Source organism: Bradyrhizobium oligotrophicum (assembly GCF_051168495.1).
GTDB lineage: Bacteria > Pseudomonadota > Alphaproteobacteria > Rhizobiales > Xanthobacteraceae > Bradyrhizobium > Bradyrhizobium oligotrophicum_A.
On record NZ_JBNPVB010000003.1, the window covers coordinates 387,103 to 411,062 of the forward strand.

At 64.6% G+C, this 23,960-nt stretch carries 23 protein-coding genes; 6 read left to right on the top strand and 17 right to left on the bottom strand.

From position 1 onward, the window contains the following. Nucleotides 1–38: 38 nt before the first annotated feature. From ACQR1B_RS08510 to galU, 4 genes are all read right to left on the bottom strand, one after another. Entirely contained in the window at nucleotides 39–1,832 is a 1,794-nt protein-coding gene (locus tag ACQR1B_RS08510) for a peptide ABC transporter substrate-binding protein (RefSeq protein ID WP_434832158.1), read from the bottom strand. Nucleotides 1,833–1,966: 134 nt separating this feature from the next. Continuing rightward, on the bottom strand, nucleotides 1,967–2,224 hold the full coding sequence (locus ACQR1B_RS08515) for a DUF7662 domain-containing protein (RefSeq protein WP_434832159.1): 258 nt from the start codon (nucleotides 2,222–2,224) through the stop codon (nucleotides 1,967–1,969). A gap of 149 nt (nucleotides 2,225–2,373) precedes the next feature. Continuing rightward, nucleotides 2,374–2,520: a hypothetical protein gene (locus ACQR1B_RS08520; RefSeq protein ID WP_434832160.1), complete on the bottom strand. Its 147-nt coding sequence runs from the start codon at nucleotides 2,518–2,520 to the stop codon at nucleotides 2,374–2,376. Between the two features lie 11 nt (nucleotides 2,521–2,531). Next, entirely contained in the window at nucleotides 2,532–3,413 is an 882-nt protein-coding gene (gene galU / locus ACQR1B_RS08525) for a UTP--glucose-1-phosphate uridylyltransferase GalU (RefSeq protein ID WP_434832161.1), read from the bottom strand. Nucleotides 3,414–3,630: 217 nt separating this feature from the next. Here galU and ACQR1B_RS08530 point away from each other — a divergent pair, with 217 nt between their 5' ends. Beyond that, the gene (locus ACQR1B_RS08530) at nucleotides 3,631–5,058 is read left to right on the top strand and encodes a lytic murein transglycosylase (protein WP_434832162.1); all 1,428 of its coding nucleotides are present in this window, start codon (nucleotides 3,631–3,633) and stop codon (nucleotides 5,056–5,058) included. A gap of 149 nt (nucleotides 5,059–5,207) precedes the next feature. Further along, a complete protein-coding gene (locus ACQR1B_RS08535) occupies nucleotides 5,208–7,019 on the top strand; it encodes an SGNH/GDSL hydrolase family protein (RefSeq protein WP_434832163.1) in 1,812 nt (603 codons plus the stop codon). A 125-nt stretch (nucleotides 7,020–7,144) separates the two neighbouring features. Here the strand turns inward: ACQR1B_RS08535 and ACQR1B_RS08540 are convergent, their stop codons facing one another. The 3 genes from ACQR1B_RS08540 to ACQR1B_RS08550 form a co-directional block, all read right to left on the bottom strand. Continuing rightward, nucleotides 7,145–7,513, bottom strand: a complete 369-nt coding sequence (locus ACQR1B_RS08540) for a CsbD family protein (protein ID WP_434832164.1) — start codon at nucleotides 7,511–7,513, stop codon at nucleotides 7,145–7,147. Between the two features lie 74 nt (nucleotides 7,514–7,587). Further along, complete coding sequence (locus ACQR1B_RS08545; RefSeq protein WP_434832165.1) at nucleotides 7,588–8,322, bottom strand: SDR family NAD(P)-dependent oxidoreductase; 735 nt, start codon at nucleotides 8,320–8,322, stop codon at nucleotides 7,588–7,590. A gap of 107 nt (nucleotides 8,323–8,429) precedes the next feature. Beyond that, complete coding sequence (locus ACQR1B_RS08550) at nucleotides 8,430–9,575, bottom strand: PQQ-dependent sugar dehydrogenase (RefSeq protein WP_434832166.1); 1,146 nt, start codon at nucleotides 9,573–9,575, stop codon at nucleotides 8,430–8,432. Between the two features lie 432 nt (nucleotides 9,576–10,007). Here ACQR1B_RS08550 and ACQR1B_RS08555 point away from each other — a divergent pair, with 432 nt between their 5' ends. Further along, entirely contained in the window at nucleotides 10,008–10,895 is an 888-nt protein-coding gene (locus ACQR1B_RS08555; protein ID WP_434832167.1) for a TauD/TfdA dioxygenase family protein, read from the top strand. A 175-nt stretch (nucleotides 10,896–11,070) separates the two neighbouring features. Here the strand turns inward: ACQR1B_RS08555 and ACQR1B_RS08560 are convergent, their stop codons facing one another. Next, nucleotides 11,071–11,721 (bottom strand): YqgE/AlgH family protein, encoded by a 651-nt coding sequence (locus tag ACQR1B_RS08560; RefSeq protein WP_434832168.1) that lies wholly within the window; start codon nucleotides 11,719–11,721, stop codon nucleotides 11,071–11,073. A 137-nt stretch (nucleotides 11,722–11,858) separates the two neighbouring features. Between ACQR1B_RS08560 and ACQR1B_RS08565 the strand changes: the two genes are divergently transcribed. The 3 genes from ACQR1B_RS08565 to ACQR1B_RS08575 all read left to right on the top strand — a co-directional run bounded on the left by ACQR1B_RS08565 (nucleotide 11,859) and on the right by ACQR1B_RS08575 (nucleotide 14,986). Beyond that, nucleotides 11,859–12,698 carry a protein-disulfide reductase DsbD domain-containing protein gene (locus tag ACQR1B_RS08565; protein WP_434832169.1) on the top strand — a complete coding sequence of 280 codons (840 nt, stop codon included), beginning with the start codon at nucleotides 11,859–11,861 and terminating at the stop codon, nucleotides 12,696–12,698. A 76-nt stretch (nucleotides 12,699–12,774) separates the two neighbouring features. Beyond that, nucleotides 12,775–14,151: a lipopolysaccharide biosynthesis protein gene (locus ACQR1B_RS08570; protein WP_434832170.1), complete on the top strand. Its 1,377-nt coding sequence runs from the start codon at nucleotides 12,775–12,777 to the stop codon at nucleotides 14,149–14,151. A 175-nt stretch (nucleotides 14,152–14,326) separates the two neighbouring features. Next, nucleotides 14,327–14,986 carry a L,D-transpeptidase gene (locus tag ACQR1B_RS08575; RefSeq protein WP_434832171.1) on the top strand — a complete coding sequence of 220 codons (660 nt, stop codon included), beginning with the start codon at nucleotides 14,327–14,329 and terminating at the stop codon, nucleotides 14,984–14,986. 25 nt (nucleotides 14,987–15,011) lie between these two features. Here ACQR1B_RS08575 and ACQR1B_RS08580 read toward each other — a convergent pair whose 3' ends face one another. The 9 genes from ACQR1B_RS08580 to ACQR1B_RS08620 all read right to left on the bottom strand — a co-directional run bounded on the left by ACQR1B_RS08580 (nucleotide 15,012) and on the right by ACQR1B_RS08620 (nucleotide 23,875). Further along, a complete protein-coding gene (locus ACQR1B_RS08580) occupies nucleotides 15,012–15,263 on the bottom strand; it encodes a SemiSWEET transporter (RefSeq protein ID WP_434832172.1) in 252 nt (83 codons plus the stop codon). Between the two features lie 254 nt (nucleotides 15,264–15,517). Further along, nucleotides 15,518–16,309 (bottom strand): 3-hydroxybutyrate dehydrogenase, encoded by a 792-nt coding sequence (locus ACQR1B_RS08585; protein ID WP_434832173.1) that lies wholly within the window; start codon nucleotides 16,307–16,309, stop codon nucleotides 15,518–15,520. A gap of 4 nt (nucleotides 16,310–16,313) precedes the next feature. Then, nucleotides 16,314–17,489 carry a DUF3734 domain-containing protein gene (locus ACQR1B_RS08590; protein ID WP_434832174.1) on the bottom strand — a complete coding sequence of 392 codons (1,176 nt, stop codon included), beginning with the start codon at nucleotides 17,487–17,489 and terminating at the stop codon, nucleotides 16,314–16,316. A gap of 142 nt (nucleotides 17,490–17,631) precedes the next feature. Continuing rightward, a complete protein-coding gene (locus ACQR1B_RS08595) occupies nucleotides 17,632–18,147 on the bottom strand; it encodes a CAP domain-containing protein (protein WP_434832319.1) in 516 nt (171 codons plus the stop codon). A gap of 318 nt (nucleotides 18,148–18,465) precedes the next feature. Beyond that, a complete protein-coding gene (locus tag ACQR1B_RS08600; RefSeq protein WP_434832175.1) occupies nucleotides 18,466–19,764 on the bottom strand; it encodes a hypothetical protein in 1,299 nt (432 codons plus the stop codon). A 288-nt stretch (nucleotides 19,765–20,052) separates the two neighbouring features. Next, nucleotides 20,053–21,087, bottom strand: coding sequence for a sulfate/molybdate ABC transporter ATP-binding protein (locus ACQR1B_RS08605; RefSeq protein WP_434832176.1), 1,035 nt, complete (start codon nucleotides 21,085–21,087; stop codon nucleotides 20,053–20,055). Further along, nucleotides 21,077–21,982, bottom strand: a complete 906-nt coding sequence (cysW, locus tag ACQR1B_RS08610; protein ID WP_434832177.1) for a sulfate ABC transporter permease subunit CysW — start codon at nucleotides 21,980–21,982, stop codon at nucleotides 21,077–21,079. The genes ACQR1B_RS08605 and cysW overlap by 11 nt, the downstream gene beginning before the upstream one ends. A gap of 9 nt (nucleotides 21,983–21,991) precedes the next feature. Next, on the bottom strand, nucleotides 21,992–22,828 hold the full coding sequence (cysT, locus tag ACQR1B_RS08615; protein ID WP_434832178.1) for a sulfate ABC transporter permease subunit CysT: 837 nt from the start codon (nucleotides 22,826–22,828) through the stop codon (nucleotides 21,992–21,994). Nucleotides 22,829–22,885: 57 nt separating this feature from the next. Further along, complete coding sequence (locus tag ACQR1B_RS08620) at nucleotides 22,886–23,875, bottom strand: sulfate ABC transporter substrate-binding protein (RefSeq protein WP_434832179.1); 990 nt, start codon at nucleotides 23,873–23,875, stop codon at nucleotides 22,886–22,888. Nucleotides 23,876–23,960 lie beyond the last annotated feature (85 nt).

Consider the following 23,960-nt stretch of genomic DNA (forward strand, 5'->3'; position numbering starts at 1 on the left):
CGGGATGTCGCGCCGACGTAGAACCGGCGCGATCGCGCTCAGCTCTCCCGATACCAGTTCGGCAGTTGCCAGAGATCGTTGTCCCAGCCCGAGGAATGGGTCTGCAACCCCTTGCGGATACCGCTGACGCGCGGACGGTTGAGCTCCGGCAGCACGTGACGGCCGGCGCAGACGGTATCGTTCAGCTTGATGTACAGCGCGGCGCGCTTCACCGGATCGAGCTCGCGCGTCAGCGCGTTGTAGAGATCGTCATACTCCTTGCTCTGCCAGCGCGAGATGTTGCGGCCCTGCCATTTGTTGGCCTTGCTGGCCGCCTCCCATGACACGTACTGGGTCATGAAGGCCTGCGGCTCGGGCGAGGCCATCGTGATCATCAGCATTTCCATGTCGCAATAGAAGTGCGTGTAGGTGTCGGGGTTGGCGACGTCGCTGGAGAAGAACACCGAGCCCACCACCGACTTCAGCTCGAGCTCGATGCCGGCCTTCTGACAGGCTTGCTTGATGATCGCCTGGTTCTTCTGCCGCGGCGCGTTGGTCGAGGTCTGGAACACGAATTTGAGCGGCTTTCCGTCCTTTTCGCGAAGGCCGCTCGGGCCTTTCTTCCAGCCGGCATTTTCCAGGATCTGGTTGGCCTTCTCGATGTTGAATTCGAACGTCGTGTTGGGCGAGCGATAGCGCGCGGGATTGTTGACGCAGTTGGAGGTGGCGATGCCGCCGCGGCCATAGATGAACTTCTGGATCGAAGCGCGGTCGATCAGCAAATTCATGGCCTCGCGCACGGCGGGATCCGAGAACAGCGGATGCTTGGCCTTGAGGCTCGACCGCTCGCCATCGATCTCGACATTGGGATCGGTGGCATTGAGCAGGATGAATTCGAGATTTCCCGTCGGCACGATCTCGGCGGCTCCGGTGCCGCCGGCCTCCAGCTTGACCAGGATCTCGTCCTCGACCTGCAGATTCCAGGCGTAGTCGAATTCCCCGGTCTGCAGCACAGCGCGCGCCGCCGAGACGGCATCACCTCCGCCCTTGATTTCGAGCGTGTCGAAATGCGGCCGGTTCGGCACGTGATAGTCGGGATTGAGCTTCGCCGTCAGCGTGTCACCCGGCTTGAAATCGACGAACAGATAGGCGCCGGTGCCGACCGCCACCAGGTTGTTCGGCGCCTCGCGGGACTTCGCTCCGATGTAGTCGGCGAACAGATGCTTCGGGATGATCGCGCCGCGGCCGCCCACGAACGGCGTGAACCACAGCGGCGTCGGCCGCCCGAACACCAGCCGCACGGTGTGATCGTCGATCCGCTCGATGGTCTTGATGTCCTTGTAGTCGCCGATGGTGACTGCGGACGTCTCGGGGTTGGTGGCGTATTGCCAGTTGAAGATGACGTCGTCGGCCGTGAACGGCCGGCCGTCGTGCCACTTCACGCCCGGCTTGAGTTTCCAGACCACGGAGGTGCCGTCCGCCGCGACGCCGCCGTTGGCGACACTCGGAATCTCGGCGGCGAGCACCGGCACCAGATTGCCGTCGGCATCCCATCCCGCGAGCGGCTCGTAGAAGGCGCGCGCCGCCTCCTGATCCTTGGCGCCGATCGCGAAATGCGGATTGAGCAAGGTCGGCGCCTGCCAGAGCAGGATCTTCAGCGGCCCGCCGCCGCCCGCCTTGGTCGGCTTGTAGGGAAAGTCCGGCGCGGCCATCGCGACGCCGGAATGCGCCAGCATCATGCCTGCCAGCGGCGCAGTCAGCCCGACGGCGAGCATCCGCTGCACGAAATCGCGGCGCGACAGCCGCCCATCCTTGACCGCCGCGATCTCGTGGCGCAGGTCCTGTTCATTCATTGCCGTGTCTCTCCATTCCGTCGGCGCTTAAAGCCGGCTTCGGTCGCGCCTTCAAGGCCTGCGTGGTCGCATGGCCGTCTGCGCCAGGCAGAAGGCATGATCCGCGCCATTTGCTGGAGAGCCGCGAGACGGTCTCAGCGCGGCGGTTTCAGTTTGCGGAAGCGGACGCCCTTGCCGTCGGGCAGCCGGGTCGCGACGTAACCTGCTTCGAGGCAGGCCTCGCGTTGCGGCATCTTCTCCTGCGGACTCCTCAGGCTGTCCCACCACGACGCCCGCTGCGCGGCGCGGGGCAGGCTGTCGCCGATCATGTCCTCGATCGCCTCGAGGCTGAGCGTCAGTTCGGGGAGGGTCTGCCGCTTGAGATAGTCTCGAAGCGCGTCATAGTCCGGCAAGTCTCGACTCCATCGTATCGGCCCGTCTCGGCGAGTGTTCGGCAGCCCTGACGGCAGGCGCAGCTCACGCAACCACTCGTTAACCTAGCCTGATTTGCGCCGGGCTGCTCCGTCGGTCTCCGGCGGAAACCAACGCGGCATCGCCAACGTCACGCCCGGGCGATGCGGACCGGCCTGCTGCAGGCCGCCGATGAGAGGCTATACATGGTCAGGACGCCGGGCCGCAATTGCTGCGCCGCAATGGCCGTGCCGCAGGTCGACGGCAGCCGCGCCGGCGGCGTGACGCCGCCAGCCACGGCGAGGGACCTCAGCTCTTGTCTTCGAGGTATTTCTTCATGTCGGCGCGCAGGCTGCCACGCAGGTCGGCGCGTGCCATGGCGAAAGCGATGTTGGCCCTCAGGAAGCCTGACTTCGAGCCGCAATCGTGCCGCTCGCCGTCGAAATCCACGCCATAGAATTTCTGCGTCTTCGACAGCCCGATCATCGCGTCGGTGAGCTGGATCTCGCCGCCGGCGCCGCGCTCCTGCGTCGCCAGGATCTGGAAGATCTCGGGCTGCAGGATATAGCGGCCGGTGATCGAGAAGTTCGACGGCGCGGTGCCCTTGGCCGGCTTCTCGACCATGCCGTCGACCTCGAACATCTTGCCGTCACGCTTGCCGACGCCGCAGATGCCGTATTGATGGGTCTGGTCGGCCGGCACTTCCTGCACCGCGAGCAAATTGCTCTTCTCCGGCAACTCGCGCGCCGCCGCGATCATCTGCGCCAGGCACCCCGGTGAGTTCAGCACCAGTTCGTCCGGCAGCACCACCGCGAACGGCTCGTCGCCGACGATGTCGCGCGCGCACCACACCGCATGGCCGAGGCCGAGCGGCGCCTGCTGGCGGGTGAAGCTGACCGCGCCGGCCTCCGGCTGATCGCGCGCCAGGATCTCGATCTCGGTCTTCTTGCCGCGCGCCGCAAGCGTCGCGTCGAGCTCGTACATGCGGTCGAAATGATCCTCGATCGCGGTCTTGTTACGCCCGGTGACGAACACGAAATGCTCGATGCCGGCTTCCTTGGCCTCGTCGAAGACGTACTGGATGAGCGGCTTGTCGACGATCGTCAGCATCTCCTTCGGCATCGCCTTGGTGGCGGGAAGGACACGGGTGCCGAGACCGGCGACCGGAAAAACGGCTTTGCGGATCTTCATGGGTATGACTAGACCTTGTGACGATATGAATGCGAAATCGATCGCATTTTGGTAGCTCGTTTGCAGCCGAGAACAAAGGCGGATGTTGGTCCGGTGTTCCGCTCGGAAGCAACCGAATGGCTAAATTTCGCTGCGGAAGCCGGTCAACCTGTTAATCTCTTGTTAAGCAGGACCGGGCCTCGTGGAGGCTGATCTTCCACGCGATCTGGATCGAGACATGGTGCGACGGAACGTTTTGCCCGCAGTTCTGAAAACCGGCCCCCGTGCGGCGGTTTTGGCCACGGCCCTGGTGACAGCCTTGGCCACGGGGCTGGCCGTGTCGCCCGGTTCGGCATGGGCGCAATCCGGCGGCGGGCCGCTGAACTTTCTCGACAGCCTGTTCACGGGTACCCTGACCAACGGCAACCCGAGTCCGTCCCAGCCGGGGCAGGCTCCCTCGCCTGGTGGGGCGCAGCCCTGGAGCGGCGAGGACGGCGCGTCCGGCCATCCGCTGATGACCGCGGCGGCGATCCGCGAGGCCGCCGGCAATTTCGATGCCTGTGTGGCAGGGCTGTGGCCAGATGCCGCACGCCGCAACATCACCCAGGACAATTTCCAGCGCTTCACGGCGGGGCTGTCGCCGGACCTGCGCATCATGGACCTGATGGACGCGCAGCCCGAGTTCACCAAGTCGATCTGGGACTATCTCGACATCCTGGTGAACGACACCCGCATGGCCAGGGGGCGCGAGGTGCTGGCGAAGTACAAGCCGCAGTTCGATGCGACCGAGCGCGCCTATGGCGTCGACCGCTATATCATCGCTGCGATCTGGGGCATCGAATCCAACTACTCGACCCAGATCGGCGACCGCAGCGTGCTGCAATCGACCGCGACGCTCGCCTGCATCGGCCGCCGGCAGGCCTATTTCAAGGACGAGTTCCTGTCGGCGCTGGAGATTCTCAATCGCGGTGACCTGCGCCCCGAGCAGTTGCGCGGCTCCTGGGCCGGCGCGTTCGGGCCGACCCAGTTCATGCCGACCGCGTTCAAGCGCTTCGCCGTCGATGCCGACGGCGACGGCCGCCGCGACGTCGTCGACAATCCGGCCGACCTGATCGCCTCGACCGCCAACAATCTCAAGAAGGACGGCTGGCAGAGCGGCCAGAGCTGGGGCTACGAGGTCGTGCTGCCGCAGGGCTTCAACTTCATGCTGGCCGACCGCGCCAAGACCATGAGCTTCGCGCAGTGGGAACAGCTCGGCCTGAAGCGCGCCAACGGCCAGCCGTTCCCGGCTACGGCCGAGAAGGCCTATCTGCTGGCGCCCGCGGGCGCACAGGGGCCAGGCTTCCTGATGCTGCAGAACTTCCGCGTCATCATGAAATACAATCCGGCCGAGGCCTATGCGCTGGCGATCGGGCATTTCGCCGACCGACTGCGCGGCGCGCCGCCGTTCGTGCAGGCCTGGCCGCGCGAGGAGCGCACGCTGTCGCGGGCCGAACGGCTGGAGCTGCAGCAGCTGCTGGCGGAACGGGGCTTCTACCGCGGCACGCCGGATGGCCAGTTCGGCGGCCAGACGCGGGAGGCGCTGCGCAACTTCCAGGCCTCGATCGGGACGCCTGCGGACGGCTTTGCGACCACGGACGTGCTGGAACGGCTGCGCGCGCGCTGAGGGCGTCAGATCCGCCCGCTCTGGTAACCTTTTGGGACGATTGCGGGTGGACCACAACACCATCCGGTGAATGCCCGTTTGCGGCCTGATTCGGGTCCTATTATATGGATGGTCACGATTTCGCCGCACGACGGTGCGGACGGGTGCGCATGTCAAAGCTGAAGTCCATCCTCAAGCTGTTGAACGAGCCCGGCCCGCTGGTCGTGCTGGCGGTCGTCATCGCCATGCTGGTCGGGATCACCGGCCCTGCCTCGGCCCAGTTCTTCAATTTCAACCCGTTCGCCTCGCCCCGCCCGGCCCCTCGCGGCGGCGGTGGTGGAGGCTGGTTCGGCGGCGACTTCTTCTCTCCGTACCAGCCGCAGCAGCCGAAGAAGGTCATTCAGGACTATTCCAAGGCGCCGTCCCCGGAGAAGCGCGACAACGCCGGCGCCCCCGAGCGCTACGTGCTGGTGCTCGGCGACGGCATGGCCGACTGGCTCGCCTACGGCCTCGAGGACGCTTATGCGGAGCAGCCCGACATGGGCGTCACCCGCAGGATCAAGACCAATTCCGGCCTGATCAAGTACCAGCCCAAGGGCGAGCCGGCCGACTGGGCCGCCGCCGCCAAGGGCATCCTGGCGACCGAGCGCGCCGACGCCATCGTGATCATGCTCGGGCTCAACGACCGCATCCCGCTCCGCGAGCCGGCCGTGGAAAAGACCGACGACAAGAAGACGGACAAGACGAAGAAGGACGCCAAGGCCAAGCCTGGAGATCCAAAGCCCGGCGACGCCAAGCCTGGGGACGGCAGCAAGCCCGGCGATGCGAAAACTGGCGACGCCCGGACTGGCGATGGCAAGCCCGGCGACGCCAAGCCGGACACCAAATCGGACGCTAAGACCGACACCGCCGCCAAGCTCGCCGACCCCGATCTGCCGCAAGATGAAGCCGACAACGATTCGCCCGCGATCGCAGCCCCGGAAAAGACCGCGCGCTCGCCGGGCGGTCTCTACGAGTTTCGCGACGAACGCTGGGTCGAGCTCTACGTCAAGAAGATCGAGGAGTTGATCGCAGTCGCCAAGAGCAAGGGCGTGCCGGTGCTCTGGGTCGGCTTGCCCGCGGTGCGCGGCCCGAAGGGGACGGCCGATACGCTGTTCCTGGATTCGCTGTATCGCGACGTGGCCGGCAAGGCCGGCATCACCTATGTCGACATCTGGGACGGTTTCGTCGACGAAGCCGGCCGCTTCCTGCAGAAGGGCCCGGATTTCGAAGGCCAGATCCGCCAGCTGCGCTCCTATGACGGCGTCTATTTCACCAGACCCGGCGCGCGCAAGCTGGCGCACTATGCCGAGCGCGAGATCAACAGGCTGCTCGCGAACCGCTCCACGCCGCTGGAGCTGCCGACCGAGCCGGCGACGCCGGACGCCAACGCCGTGCCCGGCCAGCCCGCGCCGCGCCCCGTCGCAGGGCCGATCCTGCCGCTCGTGGCCTCGTCCGTGGGCACCGATCAACTGCTCGGCGGCCCGGGCTCGCGTCCCGCAGCGGTGGACGCACTGGCATCGCGGACGCTGGTCAAGGGCGAGGCCCTGAGCCCGCCCGCCGGCCGCGCCGACGATTTCGTCTGGCCGCGCCGCGAGGTCGGTCGCGAGCAGGCCAAGGAACCGCCCAAGGAACTCAGCAAGCCCGATACGCCGGTCGCGGCGACGTCGCCGACGGAGGCCGTGCCGGGCGCACCCGCTCAGGCTCCGCAGCAGCGGCAGAGGCGGCTGACGACGCCCAGCTCTCCCGGCCAGCAACCGCCGGCTCAGGCGCAGCAGCCGAATCAGGCGAATCAGGGCGTGCGCGACTTCTTCGGCTTCGGCGCGCCGCAGCAGCCGGCTCAACCGGCGAGGCCGCCCGCGGCACGTAATCCGAACGCACCGCCGCGGCCGCCGGGGTCGGTCGGTCGCGCGGCAGCCGTGCTGGAGACGCAGGGCCGCTGATTCGCGCAGCAATGCGAATCGCGGCCCGCCCAATCCCAAAACGAGATACGCATGACAAATCGGCCCGCATTCGAGAGCGAATGCGGGCCGATTTCTATTCAGTCTCTAAACTGGCTGTCGCCAGTTCAGTAGCGCCAGCGCTGCGGCTTCTGCGGCCGGCTCGGGCGCATCAACACCGCGAGCAGGAAACCGATACCGCCTGCGACCAGCAGCGCGCCCATCGGATTGTCCTGCACGCGCTTGGTCAGCGCCTGCGTGCCGTCGCGCAGCGTATCTGTGCTGCTGCCGAGCGTATCCTTGGCGTAATCCATGGCGGCATCGCCGACCTCGCGTGCGGCATCCTTGGCTTGGCCATAGAGATTCTGAACGACGCCCGACGCCTCGCGCGCACGACCCGAGGCCTGCGTGCTCTTGTCGCCCAGCATTTCGCCGACGCCGCCCTCGACCTTGCCTGCGACATCCTTGACCGTACCCGTCAGCCGATCCTGATCCATTACCGCTCTCCTTGTCCTGCACCTGCGGGATTGCTGTCGAACTAACCGGCTGGAGCGGTGACAGTTCCGAATGACTACAAAATCAACCCGCCGTCGACGACCAGTGTCTGTCCGATGATGTAGGACGACAACGGCGACGCCAGGAACAGGGCCGCGCCCGCCATGTCCTGCGGCGTGCCCAGGCGCTTCAGCGGGATGCGTTGCAGCGCGCCTGCGAGACGCTGCGGATTGGCCGTCGTCACCCTGGTCATCTTGGTATCGACCAAACCCGGCGCGATGCCGTTGACGCGGATGCCGTCACCCGCCCACGCCTCGGCCAGCGTCCGGGTCAGCCCGACGGCGCCGGTCTTGGACGCATTGTAGGCCGGATTGCCCATCGTCGAATGATAGGCCGCCGTCGACGAGACGATGATCAGCACGCCCTTGGCTGCGCGCAACATGTCGTGAAACTTCGTCGCACAGGCCATCAGGCTGATGAGGTTGACCTCCACCACCTTGCGGAAGCCGTCCATGGCGAACTCGCCGCGGCGATACAGCACCGCCCCCTGCGCCAGCACCAGCACGTCGAGCCGGTCGAAGCCGGGCGCGAACGCCTCGATCGCCGCGGCATTGCCGACGTCGAGCTGCTGATAATGCAGGCCGTCGAGATCCGACCCATCCTCCGCGCGATAATCGGCCGCGCCGGCGCGCGTGCCGCAGACGGCGACGTCGGCGCCCTGCGCACGAAACGCCTGCGCGATGCCGTTGCCGATGCCGCTGGAGCCGCCGATCACCAGCACCTGCCGCCCCGAGAAATCGAGCGCGTTCATCTCCCTGCCCTCTTTGGTGTTTGTCGACATGTGTGGAGAGCGGTCGACGCGCTGTCAACGCCACCGCGCGGCAAGCAGGGCCCGCGCGCCGCGCAGCATCCGCAGTCTCACTTCGCCGGCGTCAGCCGCAGCAAGCGGCCCGGCGAATCATCCTCGATGATCCAGACCGCGCCATCCGGCGCGACCGCGACATCGCGAATGCGCGCGCCCATGTCCCAGCGCTCGGCCTCATCGGGCTGGCCGTTCGCGCCGAAGGCCACGCGCACCAGCGCCTGGGCGCGCAAGCCCCCGATCAGTGCCGATCCCTTCCACTGTGGAAACATCGCGCCGTCGTAGAACGCGAGACCGGCCGGCGCGATCACCGGATCCCAATAAAGCGGAGGCGCCGTGAGATCCGGCCGCGTCGCATGGCGTGGAATCGGCGTGCCGTCGTAATTGTCGCCGTTGGAGACCAGCGGCCAGCCGTAGTTCTTACCCGGCTCGATCAGGTTGAGTTCGTCACCGCCGCGCGGGCCCATCTCGTGCAGCCAGAGCCGGCCATCGGCGGCAAAGGCGAGCCCATAGGGATTGCGATGGCCGGTGGTCCAGGTCTGCGCCGGCACGCCCTTGTCCTCGGCCATCGGATTGTCCGACGGCGTCGAGCCGTCGAGATTGAGCCTGAGCAGCTTGCCGCGCGCCTGGCGCGGATCCTGCGCGCTGGTCGGCTGCATGCGATCGCCCACGGTCAGGAACAGATGCGTTCCCGCCGGGTCGAACGCAATGATGCCGCCGGGCTGCCCGCCGCCGCCGGCGGGCGTCTGGCGCCAGATCGCCGCGAGATCCGTCAAAGTGGCGCGGTCGTTCGCCAGCGACAGCACGGCACGGCTCAGGACGAGCCGGCTGCCGTCGGCACCCGGCTCGGTGGAGGTGAAGTAGACCTGCGACGTCGTCGCAAAGCTCGGCGACACCGCGATGTCCAGGAGGCCGTTCTGTCCGCGCGCCGCCACGGCAGGGACGTTGCCGATCTCGGTCTTCTGCCCGCTCTGGGTCACCAGGAAGATCCGGCCCGGCTTCTCCGTGATCAGCATCCGCCCATCGGGCAGGAAGGCGATCGCCCAGGGCGTGTCGAACTCCGCCACGCTCCTGGTATCGAAGGGCTGGACGGCGCCGGCCCTGCGGCCACCGGCATTGATGCTGTCGGCACGCGCCGACGGCACTGCGACGAGGGCTGCCGCCGACGCGACAAACGCGATGAACGTTCTGCGCAGAATCATGCTGACTCCAGTGTGTTAGTGGCGTGAGACGCGCACATGCAGCGGGAAACGCGACGGCAGGCGGGGCTGGATCATAGGCCGCACTGCGGCAAAGTTGAGTACGCGACAGCCGCATGCATTGATCGTCCGGCTTCATCACGCCGTGCCGGTCTCAAACGCGCGGGTCGGTGAATCGTGCCTCCCGAACGGACCTGATCGGTGCCGTCGTTTTCCGCGAGCCGCAAATAGGCCGAGCCACGATCAACGCACTCGTCGGTGGCGCCGTGGGCTCGGCGGGCCGATGGCCCGCAACGCATGATGTCCGACGCGCCGGCATGACAGCCGTGCGCGCGGCGCTCGATCGCTCGCGTTGACATCGGGGAGTGCCGGCGTAGCCTCTCGGATCAGACGCGGACACCAGTCCGTCCGATGAGGATACGCAAGGAGGACGCCATGGCGATCGCCATCCGGCAGCTGCATCCGCATTTCGTCGGCGACGTCTCGGGTGTCGATCTTCGCCAGCCTCTCACACCGGATGAGGTCGCGCAGCTGCAGGCTGCGATCGATCACTACGGGGTACTCGTGTTCCATCATCAGGACATCACCGACGAGCAGCAGCTCGCTTTCGCGCTGAACTTCGGCGAACGCGAGCAGGCGCGCGGCGGCACCGTCACCAGGAAGGAAGACTACCGCCTCACCACCGGCCTCAACGACGTGTCCAATCTCGGCAAGGACGGCCAGCCGCTGCCGCCGGACCATCGCACGCATCTGTTCAATCTCGGCAACTGCCTGTGGCATTCCGACAGCTCGTTCCGGCCGATCCCGGCCAATTACTCGATCCTCTCGGCGCGCATCGTCAATCCGAAAGGCGGCAACACCGAATTCGCCGACATGCGCGCGGCCTATGACGCGCTGGATCAGGAGACCCGGGCCGAGATCGAGGACCTCGTCTGCGAACATTCGCTGATGTATTCGCGCGGCTCGCTCGGCTTCCTCGACTACACTGACGAGGAGAAGGCGATGTTCAAGCCGGTTCGGCAGCGGCTGGTCCGCACGCATCCGGCGCATGGCCGCAACTCGCTGTATCTGTCGTCACATGCCGGCGCTGTCGTCGGCATGAGCATCCCTGAGGGACGGCTGCTGCTGCGCGATCTCACCGAGCACGCCACGCAGCCGCAGTTTGTCTATGTCCACCGATGGACGCTGCACGATCTGATCATGTGGGACAATCGCCAGACCATGCATCGCGTGCGCCGCTACGACCAGTCGCAGCCGCGCGACATGCGCCGCGCCACGGTCGCCGGCACCGAGCCGACGGTGGCGCAGCAGGCGGCGGAGTAGCTGCCTTTAGGGACCACTGTCAGGATGGGTCGTCATTGCGAGGAGCGCAGCGACGAAGCAATCCAGGGGCTCGGGTGGGACTCTGGATTGCTTCGCGGAGCCTGTCATCGGGCCGCGCCTCCGCGCGGACCCGTTGGCTCGCAATGACGGCGGAGAGGCTGATCGACGCTCGCTTCTACGCATGTCCTGCGGCGTTGGACAGCATGCCGGGATCGATGCCGATCTTGCGCAGCGCGAGATCGTATTTGTCCTCGACATTGTCGCCGAAGATCAGGTCGGCATCGGCGTCGCAATGCAGCCAGCCATTGTCCTGGATCTCTTCCTCCAGCTGGCCGGCGCGCCAGCCGGCATAGCCGAGTGCGAGGATGGCGTGCTTGGGGCCGTTGCCCTTGGCGATCGCCTTGAGGATGTCGATGGTCGTCGTCAGGCAGACGCCGTCATTGATCTTCAAGGTCGCATTGGCGATGAAGTAGTCGCTCGAATGCAACACGAACCCACGCCCGGTGTCGACCGGCCCGCCGCTCAGCACCTTCATCGTCTCGGCGCTGTCGGGCAGGCTGATCTGATCGCCCTTCTCGATGATATTCAATTGCATCAGGAGCTGCGGGAAATCGATGCTGCCGGCCGGCCGGTTCACCATGATACCCATGGCGCCCTCGGCCGAGTGCGCGCAGAGATAGATCACGGAGCGTTCGAAGCGGGAATCGCCCATCACGGGCATCGCAACCAGCAGCTGGCCATCGAGGTAACCACCCTGTGAGGCGTGGTCCCCGATCCCCGTGACTTTGCGGCGAATGTCGCCCAGCCGTTTTGCTTCAGGATTCATCCGCAAGGACTCTCATGATCGTCGATATCCTGATATTGGGATGCGCATCTGTCAATCAAGGTTCAGGTCCCGGCGACGAAATCTGCCTCACAAGCAATTCAATGGTTTGCGCCTGAACAGCACTCTAAAGACGTCTCATGTCCGCCTTGGTTCCTCATCACTCCGCCACACTGCTCGTCGCCACCGTCGTGTCGTCCTGCCTTGCGTTCGGCGCGCAGGCGCAGGACTCCTCGCCCTGGCAGCGCGACAGCCACTCCGCGGTGCGCCTGCTCGCGGGTTCGCGCAGCGGCCCGGTCATGCTGGGCGGCATCGCCATTCAGCTGCAGCCGGGATGGAAGACCTATTGGCGAACGCCCGGTGATTCCGGCGTGCCGCCGCGGTTCGACTTTTCCAAGTCGGAGAACGTCGAAGCGGTGACGATTTTGTGGCCGGCGCCGACCAAGTTCGACGACGGCGCGGGCGGCCATTCGCTCGGCTATCACGATCAGGTCGTGCTGCCGCTGCGCGTCGTCGCCAAGAGCGTCGACAAGCCGATGATTCTGCGCGCCGACATCAGCTACGCGGTCTGCGAGAAGATCTGCATCCCGGTGGAAGCCAAGGCCGAGCTCGCCTTCACCAGCGTGGCCAGCACCGAGGACGCGTCGCTGTCGGCCGCGCTCGACACCGTGCCGAAACCGGCCAATGTCGGCGATCCGAATCCGCCGACGATCCGTGACGTCAAGCGCGACGGCAAGAAGGACGTCATCGTCGATGTCGCCACGGCCGATCCGCGCGGCGTCCAGCTCTATGTCGAAGGGCCGACGCCGGACTGGGCGCTGCCGATCCCGGTGGCGCGGGACAGCGGCACACCGGGCATCAAGCGTTTCGCCTTCGAACTCGACGGCGTCCCGCCGGGCGTCAAGCCCGACGGCGCGGCGCTGAAGTTCACGCTGGTCGCGCCCGACAAGGCCTACGAGTTCAACGTCAACCTGCCCTGACCAACCCAATCTTAACGATGCGTTGATAGGGAAGGGCCATCGCCGCCTTCAGCGCGGCCGTGGAGCCGGACCTGCCGTGGCCGTGATGGATGCCCGCAACGATCCCGCAGCGCCGGGCCTCACGGCCCGGCTGAAGGCGCGCCTCGTCGCGCTCGGCGGCAGCGGCGAAGCCTCGCTGACGCGGCGGCTGGCCGGCACCATCTTCCTGATCCGCGTGCTCAGCGCCGGCCTCGCCTATCTCAGCCAGATCCTGCTCGCACGCTGGATGGGCGGCTCGGACTACGGCACCTACGTCTATGTCTGGACCTGGGTGCTGCTGCTCGGCAGCATGCTCGACGTCGGCATCGCCTCCTCGGCGCAGAAGATCATTCCGGACTACCGCACCACGGGCCAGCACGCTCTGCTGCGCGGCTTTCTGTCCGGCGGACGCTGGCTGACACTCGCGACCTCCACCATCGCCGCGCTGCTGCTCGCCGGCCTCGTCGCCCTGCTGTCGCCGTGGATCGAGCCGAGCGAGCGCATGCCGCTCTACGTCGGCTGCCTCACGCTGCCCGCCTTCGTGGTCGCCAACACGCAGGACGGAATCGCGCGTTCGCACGACTGGATGACGCTCGGGCTGATGCCGCAATTCATCATCCGCCAGACGCTGATCATCGGCTTCACCGCGGGCGCCGTCGTGCTCGGCTTCGATCTCGGCGCGACCGCGGCGATGGCCGCGAGCGCCGCTGCGGTGTGGATCGCGATGCTCGGCCAGATGCTGGCGCTGAACCGGCGGCTCGGTCGTCATATCGAACGCGGCCCGCGACAGTATGACCTGCGCGGCTGGCTCGCGATCTCGCTGCCGATTCTGCTGGTCGAGAGCTTCTATCTGCTGCTGTCCTACACCGACGTGCTGGTGCTGCAGCAATTCCGCTCGTCCGAAGAGGTCGGCATCTACTTCGCCGTCGTGAAGACGCTCGCGCTGGTGTCGTTCATCCACTACGCGATGTCGGCGACGACGGCGCATCGCTTCGCCGAATATCACGCGCTCGGCGACAAAGCGCGGCTGGCCGCCTATGTCGCCCATGCCATCAAATGGACGTTCTGGCCGTCGCTCGCCGCGACCCTGGTGCTGCTCGCGCTCGGCAAGCCGCTGCTGTGGCTGTTCGGCGCGCAGTTCACGAGCGGCTACGACATCATGTTCATCGCCGCGATCGGCCTCGTCGTGCGCGCGGCGATCGGCCCGGTCGAGCGGCTCCTGAACATGCTGGGCCAGCAGCGCGCCTGCGCCTCCGCCTATGCGGCGGCCTTCGTGATGAACCTCGTGCTGTGCATCCTGCTGGTTCCGCATTTCGGCGGCCATGGCGCCGCAGCCGCGACCTCGCTGTCGCTGGCGTTCGAGACGGCGCTGCTGTTCCGCATCGTCAAGCAGCGCCTCGGGCTGCACGTGCTCGCCTTCGGTAAGACGTCTTGATGGAACCGTGTTGACGCATCTGTCGCATCATCTTGGCGTCGGCTCGACGGAACCGAGAACGCAGCGCCGCGACAGCTCTCGTCGCGCTCCGATCACGCAAGTGTTGGGTGCAACGCCTTGATATTGGCGCGATCTTCCGGGCAGATGATTTGATTGCGCGTTGGGGGAGATCGAGATGTCGAGACTGGGGCTCGCAGTAGCGCTGGCCGGAACGATGTTGCTGGCCGGCTGCATGGAAGCGACGTTGTCGCCGAGCACGGAGGCGGCCCTCAATCCGCGCGACCGTCAGTTGCTGGCGCGCGCGCCTTACGCCGAGGCGCAGATCCCGCAGCAGTTCCAGCGCCACATCGTCGAATATACCCGGCAGGAACAGCCGGGCACGATCGTCGTCGATACCGACGCGCGCTTCCTCTACTACGTCCTTCCCGACCGCAAGGCGATCCGCTATGGCGTGGCCGTCGGCGAGGAAGCGATGGCGTTCTCCGGCGTCGCCACGGTCGGCAAGCTCGCGGAATGGCCGGACTGGGTTCCCACCGCCGATATCCAGGCGCGCCTTGGGCCCTATCCGAAGCGCGTCGCCGGCGGCCCGGCCAATCCGCTCGGGGCCCGCGCGATCTATCTCTACGAGGGCAACAAGGACACCCTGTACCGCATCCACGGCACCAACCAGCCCGAATATATCGGCCAGGCGATCTCATCGGGCTGCATCCGCATGACCAACACCGACGTCGCCGACCTCTATGGCCACGTCCAGCTCGGATCGACCGTGGTCGTGCTGCCGCCAGGCCAGAGCGTCGCGTCGACCAACACCAACATCTTCGCGCGGCGCAGCTGAATGGCCGGGCGCGTGATGCGCCCTCCTAACCGTAGCGCAGCTTCAGGCCGAGGATCGCGGCCACCAGGCCCAGCGTGATGGCGTTGGCGACGACCAGCGGCAGGTCGCTGATCAGCGCGCCGTAGAGCAGCCACATCGAGTTGCCGGTGGTCTGCAGCACGAACATGCCGGCCGAGATGTCGTGGGTCGAGCGCGAGCGCCAGGCCTTGATGACCTGGGGCAGGAACGAGCACGTGGTGCAGGTGGCGGCGCCGAGGCCGATGATGGTGGTGAGCAAGATGAAAGTCCGTGCGCTGGTCGTGGAGACGCACGCTTGTAGAATGGCGCGCGCTCGAGCGAAACCCGCCCCGGCGCGAATTGATAGCTTTGCGTGAGAGGGCCACACCACCCACGGTCATTCCCAGAAGGCGGGGAATCCAGCACGCCGCAGCGTCTCGATGACACACAGCTGCCGGTGAGTACTGGATCGCCCGGTCAAGCCGGGCGATGACGGTGGGGGATCTGGCAGACCCCGCCCCTCAGCAAAGATCGTTACTCCGCGGTCCAGCCGCCGTCGATCGACAGGTTGGAGCCGGTGATCTGCGCGGCCTCGTCGCTGCACAGGAACAGCGCCAACGCGGCGACCTGATCGACCGTCACGAACTCCTTGGTCGGCTGCGCGGCCAGCAGCACGTCGTTGATGACCTGCTCCTTGGTGAGATTGCGCGCCTTCATCGTGTCGGGGATCTGCTTCTCGACCAGCGGCGTCCAGACATAGCCCGGCGAAATGCAGTTGCAGGTGATCTTGTGGGTCGCGAGCTCCAGCGCCACGGTCTTGGTGAGGCCGGCGATGCCGTGCTTGGCCGAGACATAGGCCGACTTGAACGGCGAGGCGACCAGCGAATGCGCGGACGCCGTGTTGATGATGCGGCCCCAGCCGCGCTTCTTCATGCCGGGCACGGCGGCGTGGATGCCGTAGAATGCCGAGGAGAGATTGATCGCGATGATCTGCTCCCATTTCTCCGGCGGAAATTCCTCGACCGGCGACACGAACTGGATGCCGGCATTGTTGACGAGCACGTCGACCGAGCCGAACGTCGTTTCGCCGAGCGCGATCATGCCGGCGATCTCGGCCGGCTTGCTCATGTCGGCCGGCGAATGCACGGCCCTCACCTTGAACTCGCTCTCGATCGCGGCGCGCTCCTTCTCGATGTCGGCAGGTGCACCGAAGCCGTTGATCACGACGTTGGCGCCGGCCGAGGCGAAGCCGCGGGCAATCGCGAGTCCGATGCCGCTGGTCGAGCCGGTGACCACCGCGGTCTTGCCTTTCAAATTCGTCGTCATTGCTTCACTCCTTCTTGGCGGCCGCAAGGCTGCCGTCCTGCGTGAGATCGTAGGTCACCATGGTCTCGCCGGACTGCGGCCGCTCCAGCCGGTCCTTGTGGCGCATCGACTGATGCACGTCGCGCACGCCCGCCTCCCAATGCTCGACCATCGCCACATGCGAGAAATCGTAGTCCTTCGACGAGGTCTCGTAGTTCTTGCTGCGATAGATCAGGTGCACCACCGTCACGGTGTTCTCCTGCGCCGCCTTGCACAGAATCTCCAGCGAGGGATCGTTACGCAATTCGTCCGGCAGCTTGGCATAGAGCTCGCGGAACGCCTTGCGCGTATTGTGGATCATCCGGTTCTTGTCGGTGTTCATCCGCGTCCGGCTGGAATAGCGGATGTCCTTCTCGCGCTCGGCGGCCTCGAGCAGCGTCCGCGGCAGGTTGCCGCGCGCGGAGAACAGGTCGACCTGGAAGATCAGGAGGTCACGATCGGTCTCGGCGTCGAGCACGTAGTCGAGCGGCGTGTTGGAGGCGATGCCGCCGTCCCAGTAATGCTCGCCGTCGATCTCGACCGGCGGAAAGCCCGGTGGCAGCGCGCCTGAGGCCATGATGTGCTCGGGGCCGATGCACTTGCCCTGCTTCTTGAACTCGACATTATCGAAATAGGTGAAGTTGCCGGTGGTGACGCCGACGGCGCCGACCGACAATCGCGTCTTGAGATCGTTGATGCGGTCGAAATCGACCAGCCGTTCCAGCGTGCGCTTCAGCGGCGCGGTGTCGTAATAGCTGACGGACTGCGGCGAGCCGGAGGGCCACAACGGCGCCGGCGGAAACCGCGGCGTGAAGAAGCCGGGCACGCCGAACGCCGCGATCAGTCCAGCGCTGACTTCGTTGAAGGCCGAGCGGTGACGGTCGCCATTGAGCAGCGGCTTCCACGGTACCGGCGACGACACCATCTCCCAGAATTCCTTGAGACGGCGGACGCGTTTCTCGCGGTCGTTGCCGGCGATGATTGCGGCGTTGATGGCGCCGATCGAAATGCCGGCGATCCATTCCGGCTCGAAATCGAAATGACACAGCGCCTGATAGGCGCCGGCCTGATAGGAGCCGAGCGCGCCACCACCCTGCAGGACCAGCACGCGCTTTGCTTCGGTGGGAGTCGTCGGCGGAGCCGGCTGCGGATGATGTGTCATGTCAATCGATCGGTTATCAGCGAATGGGCCAGCGTGGCGTGACCGCGTGATAACGTCAATCCAGCCTCACGCATAGGTCGCTTCCGGCCACCTGTGGGGCTCAACCGGACAGACCGCTGCGCAGAGAGAGCAGCGGTGCCTCTCAGGAAGGCTTCTTGCCGTCGGGTGCCGCCAGAATCATAGTCCAGAATACCTTGTACTTGGTGTTCGGAGCATAGCTCGCGGCGATGCCTATTTTTGTGACACCGCTCTTCAGCATGTTGGCGCGGTGGGGCGGCGAGTCGCGCCAGCCGGAAAAGGCTTCGGCCAGCGTGTGATAGCCGGCCGAGACGTTTTCGACGGCCACCGTCGCATCATAGCCTGCGCCGGTCAGGCGTTTCGCCAGCGGCGCGCGCACGTCATGATCGAGCTTGTTCTTGTCGGCCATCGCCTGCGACTGCGATTCCGCCAGCCGCATCAGTTCGGGATCGACCTCGACCATGCCGAGTCCGTTGTTCTGACGATATTGTGAGATCATCGTCGCCGCAGCCACCGCGTCAAGCTTCGCGCCGGCGACCGCCATGTCGGCATACATGGTCGGCGCCTGCACGACGGGCGCCTCAGCCGCGCAGCCGGCAAGCAGGAATGCAATGGAGAGAGCGAAAGCCAGACGCTTCAATGAACCGGACCCTATGCGATGACGAGAGGCGGGTTGTTGCACATCAACCGTGGCTGAAAGGTGAATCGACGGTAAGTTCCATCGGTTCAATTTGAGACATTCTAGCCGGCAACGGTCATTTCACCAAAAGATCCGTTAGCCAAAAGATCCGCGCGATGCGTTCGGGCTGTTCGAAAAGCCAGATGGCCAAGTCCACAGAAAGCTCTCGGCCATCGGACGAGTTGTGCCAATTTAAAGATCAGTCAGACTGCTCACGCTGGGTGCGGACGCCTGAACTCTACAGCTCTTCAGAGGGAGACGAAGGGATGATATTGAACATCACTCCATTATCGCACCTGCAGCGAAGAACGACATAGAAATGAACGAACCAAGCAGAGCTTGATACAAGTAGTAGTGATAGAATGCGGGGAGATGGCATTCATACACAAAATCACAAAATCCGAAGGAGACGGCTATCAAGGCCGTTGTACCTCCGACAATAATCGAACGGGAAGCCCCCAAAGAGCGCAGCCATAGGATGGCGCCAAACGCAATTATAGGAACCATCGAATAGAGAAGAGCCGAGATATGCAAACGAGGCGACAAAAATGAGTAATCCTGCGAGCTCCACGCTGCAACTGCCACGTCGATCCCGTTGAAGAGTTCCTGCACGGCAAGCGATATAATCAGCTGAGAGGTCGCCATGACGGCAAAAGAGGTTTCGTGAGTCTCCGTTCGCCTGAACGCTCTTCGTCGCACTGGAAATGCATGCAACGCAAATGCCAACGGCAAGACAAAGCTGGCTGTGAACTTAAGCACATATCGGATTGTACTAAACCAACCGTCTCTATCTGGATTCGGCCACTCAAAATGAAGAGGCACAACTCGACGGAGAAGGGGGACAAAGATTACATAGAGTCCTAGGAGGGCAGAGAAAAGGATAGGAGCTGCAATCAGACGCCTGAGGTCAAACTTAAGTCCTCCCTCGGAACTTGGAGAGACCCCAAGCCGCTGCCGTAGAAAGTCCAGGCTATTGATTAAGCCATCGGCGCGGATCTGACTTCGACAGCGCCAGATTAGTTGGTACGCAACCCTATTTTCCCCCTTGTTTCCAACAAATTCCGGGGGCAGAGGGGCTTCAGAACCTAATGAGTGCTGGAGTTGAGTTTCTAAACGATCGAAATCCCCTCCATGCAACTGCAGAAGGGCGCGCGCAGCCTCTTTCGCGTTCTCATCTATGACTGAATACAACCCGGTCGTGTTCAAAACTAGGTCCCGCGCATATACTAATAGCGACCTAATTTTGCTCGCAAATAAGAACAGAAAAGCGCTTAAGACAATTAGCGGCTCCGCCCAAGGTGGTATCGCCGCACTGATTGATATAAATCCTTGATGTACTTTAACAGGTAAATGGTCTTTCACGAGATCAAGAAGGACTTGCTTCAAAGCAGACAGACATGCCGCAGCATCGAACGCTACGGCAGCAAAGGTTAGCGAAATCGTCCCTGCAAAAAACACACCAATCGCACGGAACCAAACCGATGAAACGATCTCATCTAGTGCATAAAATGATGAGGGCGAAGTGACGTCATGCTTTCGCTTGTCACGGAGAAGATCTACGGTAAGAAAATAGATCACTGCAGAGCTCAGAAGCACTGAGCAAATACGTAGCCAATCAATAGAAACTATATATAATAATCGATCCAGCATACCCAAGGCGCTGGCCCCCACAAAAATCTTGCGCTTAGGTTCACTTACACCGATTATTATTGCAGTCGGCAGCTGCGGGCTGAGGAAAAACAGAAGCCGTTACCAGACCAGCCGTCAAAATTGCTAGCAATAAAAAGATGGACTTCATTGGCCACCCTCTCCACCTCGTACTTATCATACATAAAAACAACCAAAGGCGCAACGGAGACTCCACCTTCAGCCGGCGAAAATCCGATAATGCCGCGGCTTGAGTCCGATGCGATCGCCGATGCGGAGTTCGCGGTCGCGGGGGGCGTCGATCTCGATGGTGGAGCCTTCGGTTAGCGCGATCTCGGCGCGCTGGACCGGGCCGAAGCTGCGGACATGGGTGACGGCGCCGTGCAGGGTACCGCTGTCGGCCGGGCCGATCAGCATATCGTGACGGCGCACGAACAGCGTCGAGGCGCCTGCGGCCCCGCCGGGGGCGGCGATGTCCAGCGGCCGGCCGTTGAGATGCACCGCGCCGCCGGAAATCTCGACCGGCAGCATGATCGACTCGCCGATGAAGCCGTGGACGAAGGCGGTCGCCGGACTGTCATAGACGTCGTTCGGCGAGCCCACCTGCTCGATGCGGCCCTTGTCCATCACGACGACGCGATGCGCGACCTCGAGCGCCTCCTCCTGGTCATGCGTGACGAAGATCGAGGTCACGTTGATCTCGTGGTGCAGGGTGCGCAGCCACTGCCGCAGCTCCTTGCGGACCTTGGCATCGAGCGCGCCGAACGGCTCGTCGAGCAGCAGGATGCGCGGCTCGATGGCCAGCGCCCGGGCCAGCGCGATGCGCTGGCGCTGGCCGCCGGAGAGCTGGCTCGGATAGCGGTCAGCGAGCCAGTCGAGCTGCACGAGGTCGAGCAGCTCCTTCACGCGTGCGCGGATCTGTGCCTCGCTCTTGCGGATGCTGCGCGGCTGCACGCGCAGGCCGAAGGCAACGTTCTCGAACACGCTCATGTGCCGGAACAGCGCGTAGTGCTGGAACACGAAGCCGACATGGCGCTCGCGCGCGCCGCGGTCGAGCGCGTTCTCGCCGTCGAACAGGATCTCGCCGGCATCGGGCCATTCCAGGCCGGCGATGATGCGCAGCAGCGTCGTCTTGCCGGAGCCCGAAGGCCCCAGCAGCGCCAAGAGCTCGCCATTGGCGACCTTGAGGTCGACACTGTCGAGCGCCTTGAAGGAGCCGAAGGTCTTGACGACGCCCCGCGCTTCAATGGTCATGAGGCATGTCCTCGTCGATGTTCCGTTCGAGAATGGTCTTGGCAATCAGCGTGATCAGCGCGAGCATCGCGAGCAGCGAGGCGATCGCGAACGAGGCCACCATCTGGTACTCGTTGTAGAGGATCTCGACCAGCAGCGGCATCGTGTTGGTCTCGCCGCGGATGTGGCCCGACACCACCGAGACCGCGCCGAACTCGCCCATCGCGCGCGCGTTGCAGAGCAGGACGCCGTAGAGCACGCCCCATTTGATGTTGGGCAAGGTGACCCGGAAGAAGGTCTGCAAACCGGAGGCGCCGAGCGAGATCGCGGCCTCCTCCTCCTGCGTGCCCTGCTCCTGCATCAAGGGGATCAGCGCGCGCGCCACGAACGGAAAGGTCACGAACACAGTGGCGAGCGTGATGCCCGGAAAGGCGAACAGGATCTGCAGACCATGGCTCTGCAGCCAGGGCCCGAAGAATCCCTGCGCGCCGAACAGCAGCACGAAGACGAGGCCCGAGATCACCGGGCTCACCGAGAACGGCAGGTCGATCAAGGTGATCAGGAAGGTCTTGCCGGGAAAGTCGAACTTCGCGATCGCCCAGGCGGCGGCGAGGCCGAACAGCAGGTTGGTGCCGACCGACACGGCCGCGACCGCGAGCGTGAGGCGGATGGCGGACCACGCCTCGGGGTCGGCCAGAGCGGACAGGTAGGCCATCACGCCCTTGCCGAACGCCTCGACGAACACGACCACCAGCGGCAGCACGACGAAGATCGAGAGAAAGCCGATGGCGAGCGTGATGATGGCAATGCGCACGGCGGCCGGCTCAGCGCGCGGATCGCGCCGGGCAGCACTCGCGATATGGCTGGACTGTGCCGTTGGGCCGGACGTCCGTTGCAGGGTCATCTCGATGCTCATGTCGCGGCCTCAAGTCGACGGCGCCTGGGCCTGGGCCCAGCGCTGCAAGCGATTCACCGCGAAGATGATCACGAATGCCACCACAAGCATGACCACTGCAATGGCCGTGGCGTCGGCATAGCGGAACTCGGACAGGCGGATCACGATCAGGAGGGGGGCAATTTCCGACACGTTCGGCAGATTGCCGGCGATGAAGATCACTGAGCCGTACTCGCCGACGGCGCGGGCGAAGGCCAGCGCGAAGCCGGTCAGGAGCGCCGGCATCAGGCTGGGCAGGATGACCTTGGTGATGATGTGCCAGCGGCTAGCGCCCAGGCTCGCAGCAGCCTCCTCGATCTCGGGATCGAGATCGATCAGCACCGGCTGCACGGTGCGGACGACGAAGGGGATGCCGATGAAGATCATGGCGATGAAGATGCCAAGCGGCGTGAACGCCACCTTGATGCCGAGCTCGGCCAACGGCGCGCCGAGCCAGCCCTTCTGCGCGAACAGCGCGGTCAGCGCCACGCCGGCGACCGCCGTCGGCAGGGCGAACGGCACATCGACGATGGCGTCGAACAGCCGCCGGCCCGGGAAGCGGTAGCGCACCAGCGCCCAGACCACGATGGTGCCCATCACGAGGTTGACGAGCGCCGCAGCAAAGGACAGGCCGAACGAGATCTTGAGCGCACTCAAGGTGCGCCGGCTGGTGACGATGCCCCAGAACTGCTCCAGGCTGAGTTCGGTCGAGCGGACGAACAGCCCGGCCAGCGGAATGAGGACGACGAGCGACAGCCAGGTCAGCGTCAGTCCCATGGTGAGACCGAAACCCGGCAACGTGCTACGCCGCGGCGCAAGAACGCTCAAGACGCCACCTGGCTCATTCTCTGGCTCACCCCATCGTCTCCTGCCGTCGACTCCGGATCAGTTCTTGTAGATCTGATCGAAGATCCCGCCTTCGCCGAAATGATCCTTCTGGGCCTTGGTCCAGCCGCCGAATACGTCGTCGATCGTGAACAGCTCGACCTTTGCGAACGAGTCGGCGTACGTCTTCGCCACGTCCGAATCACGCGGACGGTAGAAGTTGCGTGCGGCGATTTCCTGACCTTCCTTCGTATACCAGTACTTCAGATAGGCTTCGGCGGCGGCCTGCGTGCCCTTCCTGGCCACGACGGTATCGACGACGGCAACCGGCGGTTCGGCCAGGATCGACAGCGACGGCGAGATGATCTCGAACTTTTCCTTACCGAATTCTTTAAGCGCCAGATAGGCCTCGTTCTCCCAGGCCAGCAGCACGTCGCCGACGCCGCGTTCCACGAAGGTGACGGTGGCGCCACGGGCACCGGTGTCGAGCACCGGAACATGCTTATACAGGTCGGCCACGAACTGCTTGGCCTTGTCGGCCGAGCTGGTCTTCTTGAGAGCATAGCCCCAGGCGGCGAGGTAGTTCCAGCGCGCGCCGCCGGAGGTCTTCGGGTTGGGCGTGATGATGTCGACACCGGGCTTGAGCAGGTCGTCCCAATCCTTGATGCCCTTCGGATTGCCCTTGCGGACCAGGAACACGATGGTCGAGGTGTAGGGCGAGGCGTTCTGCGGCAGACGCTTCTGCCACTCCTTGGCGACCAGCCCCTTGCCCGCGATCGCGTCGATGTCGTAGGCGAGCGCGAGCGTCACGACGTCGGCCTGCAAGCCGTCGATCACGCTGCGGGCCTGGGCGCCGGAGCCGCCATGCGACTGCTTGATCTCGACGCTCTTGCCGGTTTCCTTCTGATAGCTCGCGGCAAACGCCTTGTTGAACTCGACATAGAGTTCGCGGGTCGGATCGTAGGACACGTTGAGCAGGCTCACGTCGGCCGCATAGGCCGATCCTGCCCATGCCAGGCCCGCGACAACAGCCAGAACACGCCGCATCATCCAAGCTCTCCATTCCAATGACCCGCAATGTGGCAGGCGCGTGCAGCAGAACGCCGGATGTACGGTTCAGAGTCAACGAAACCGG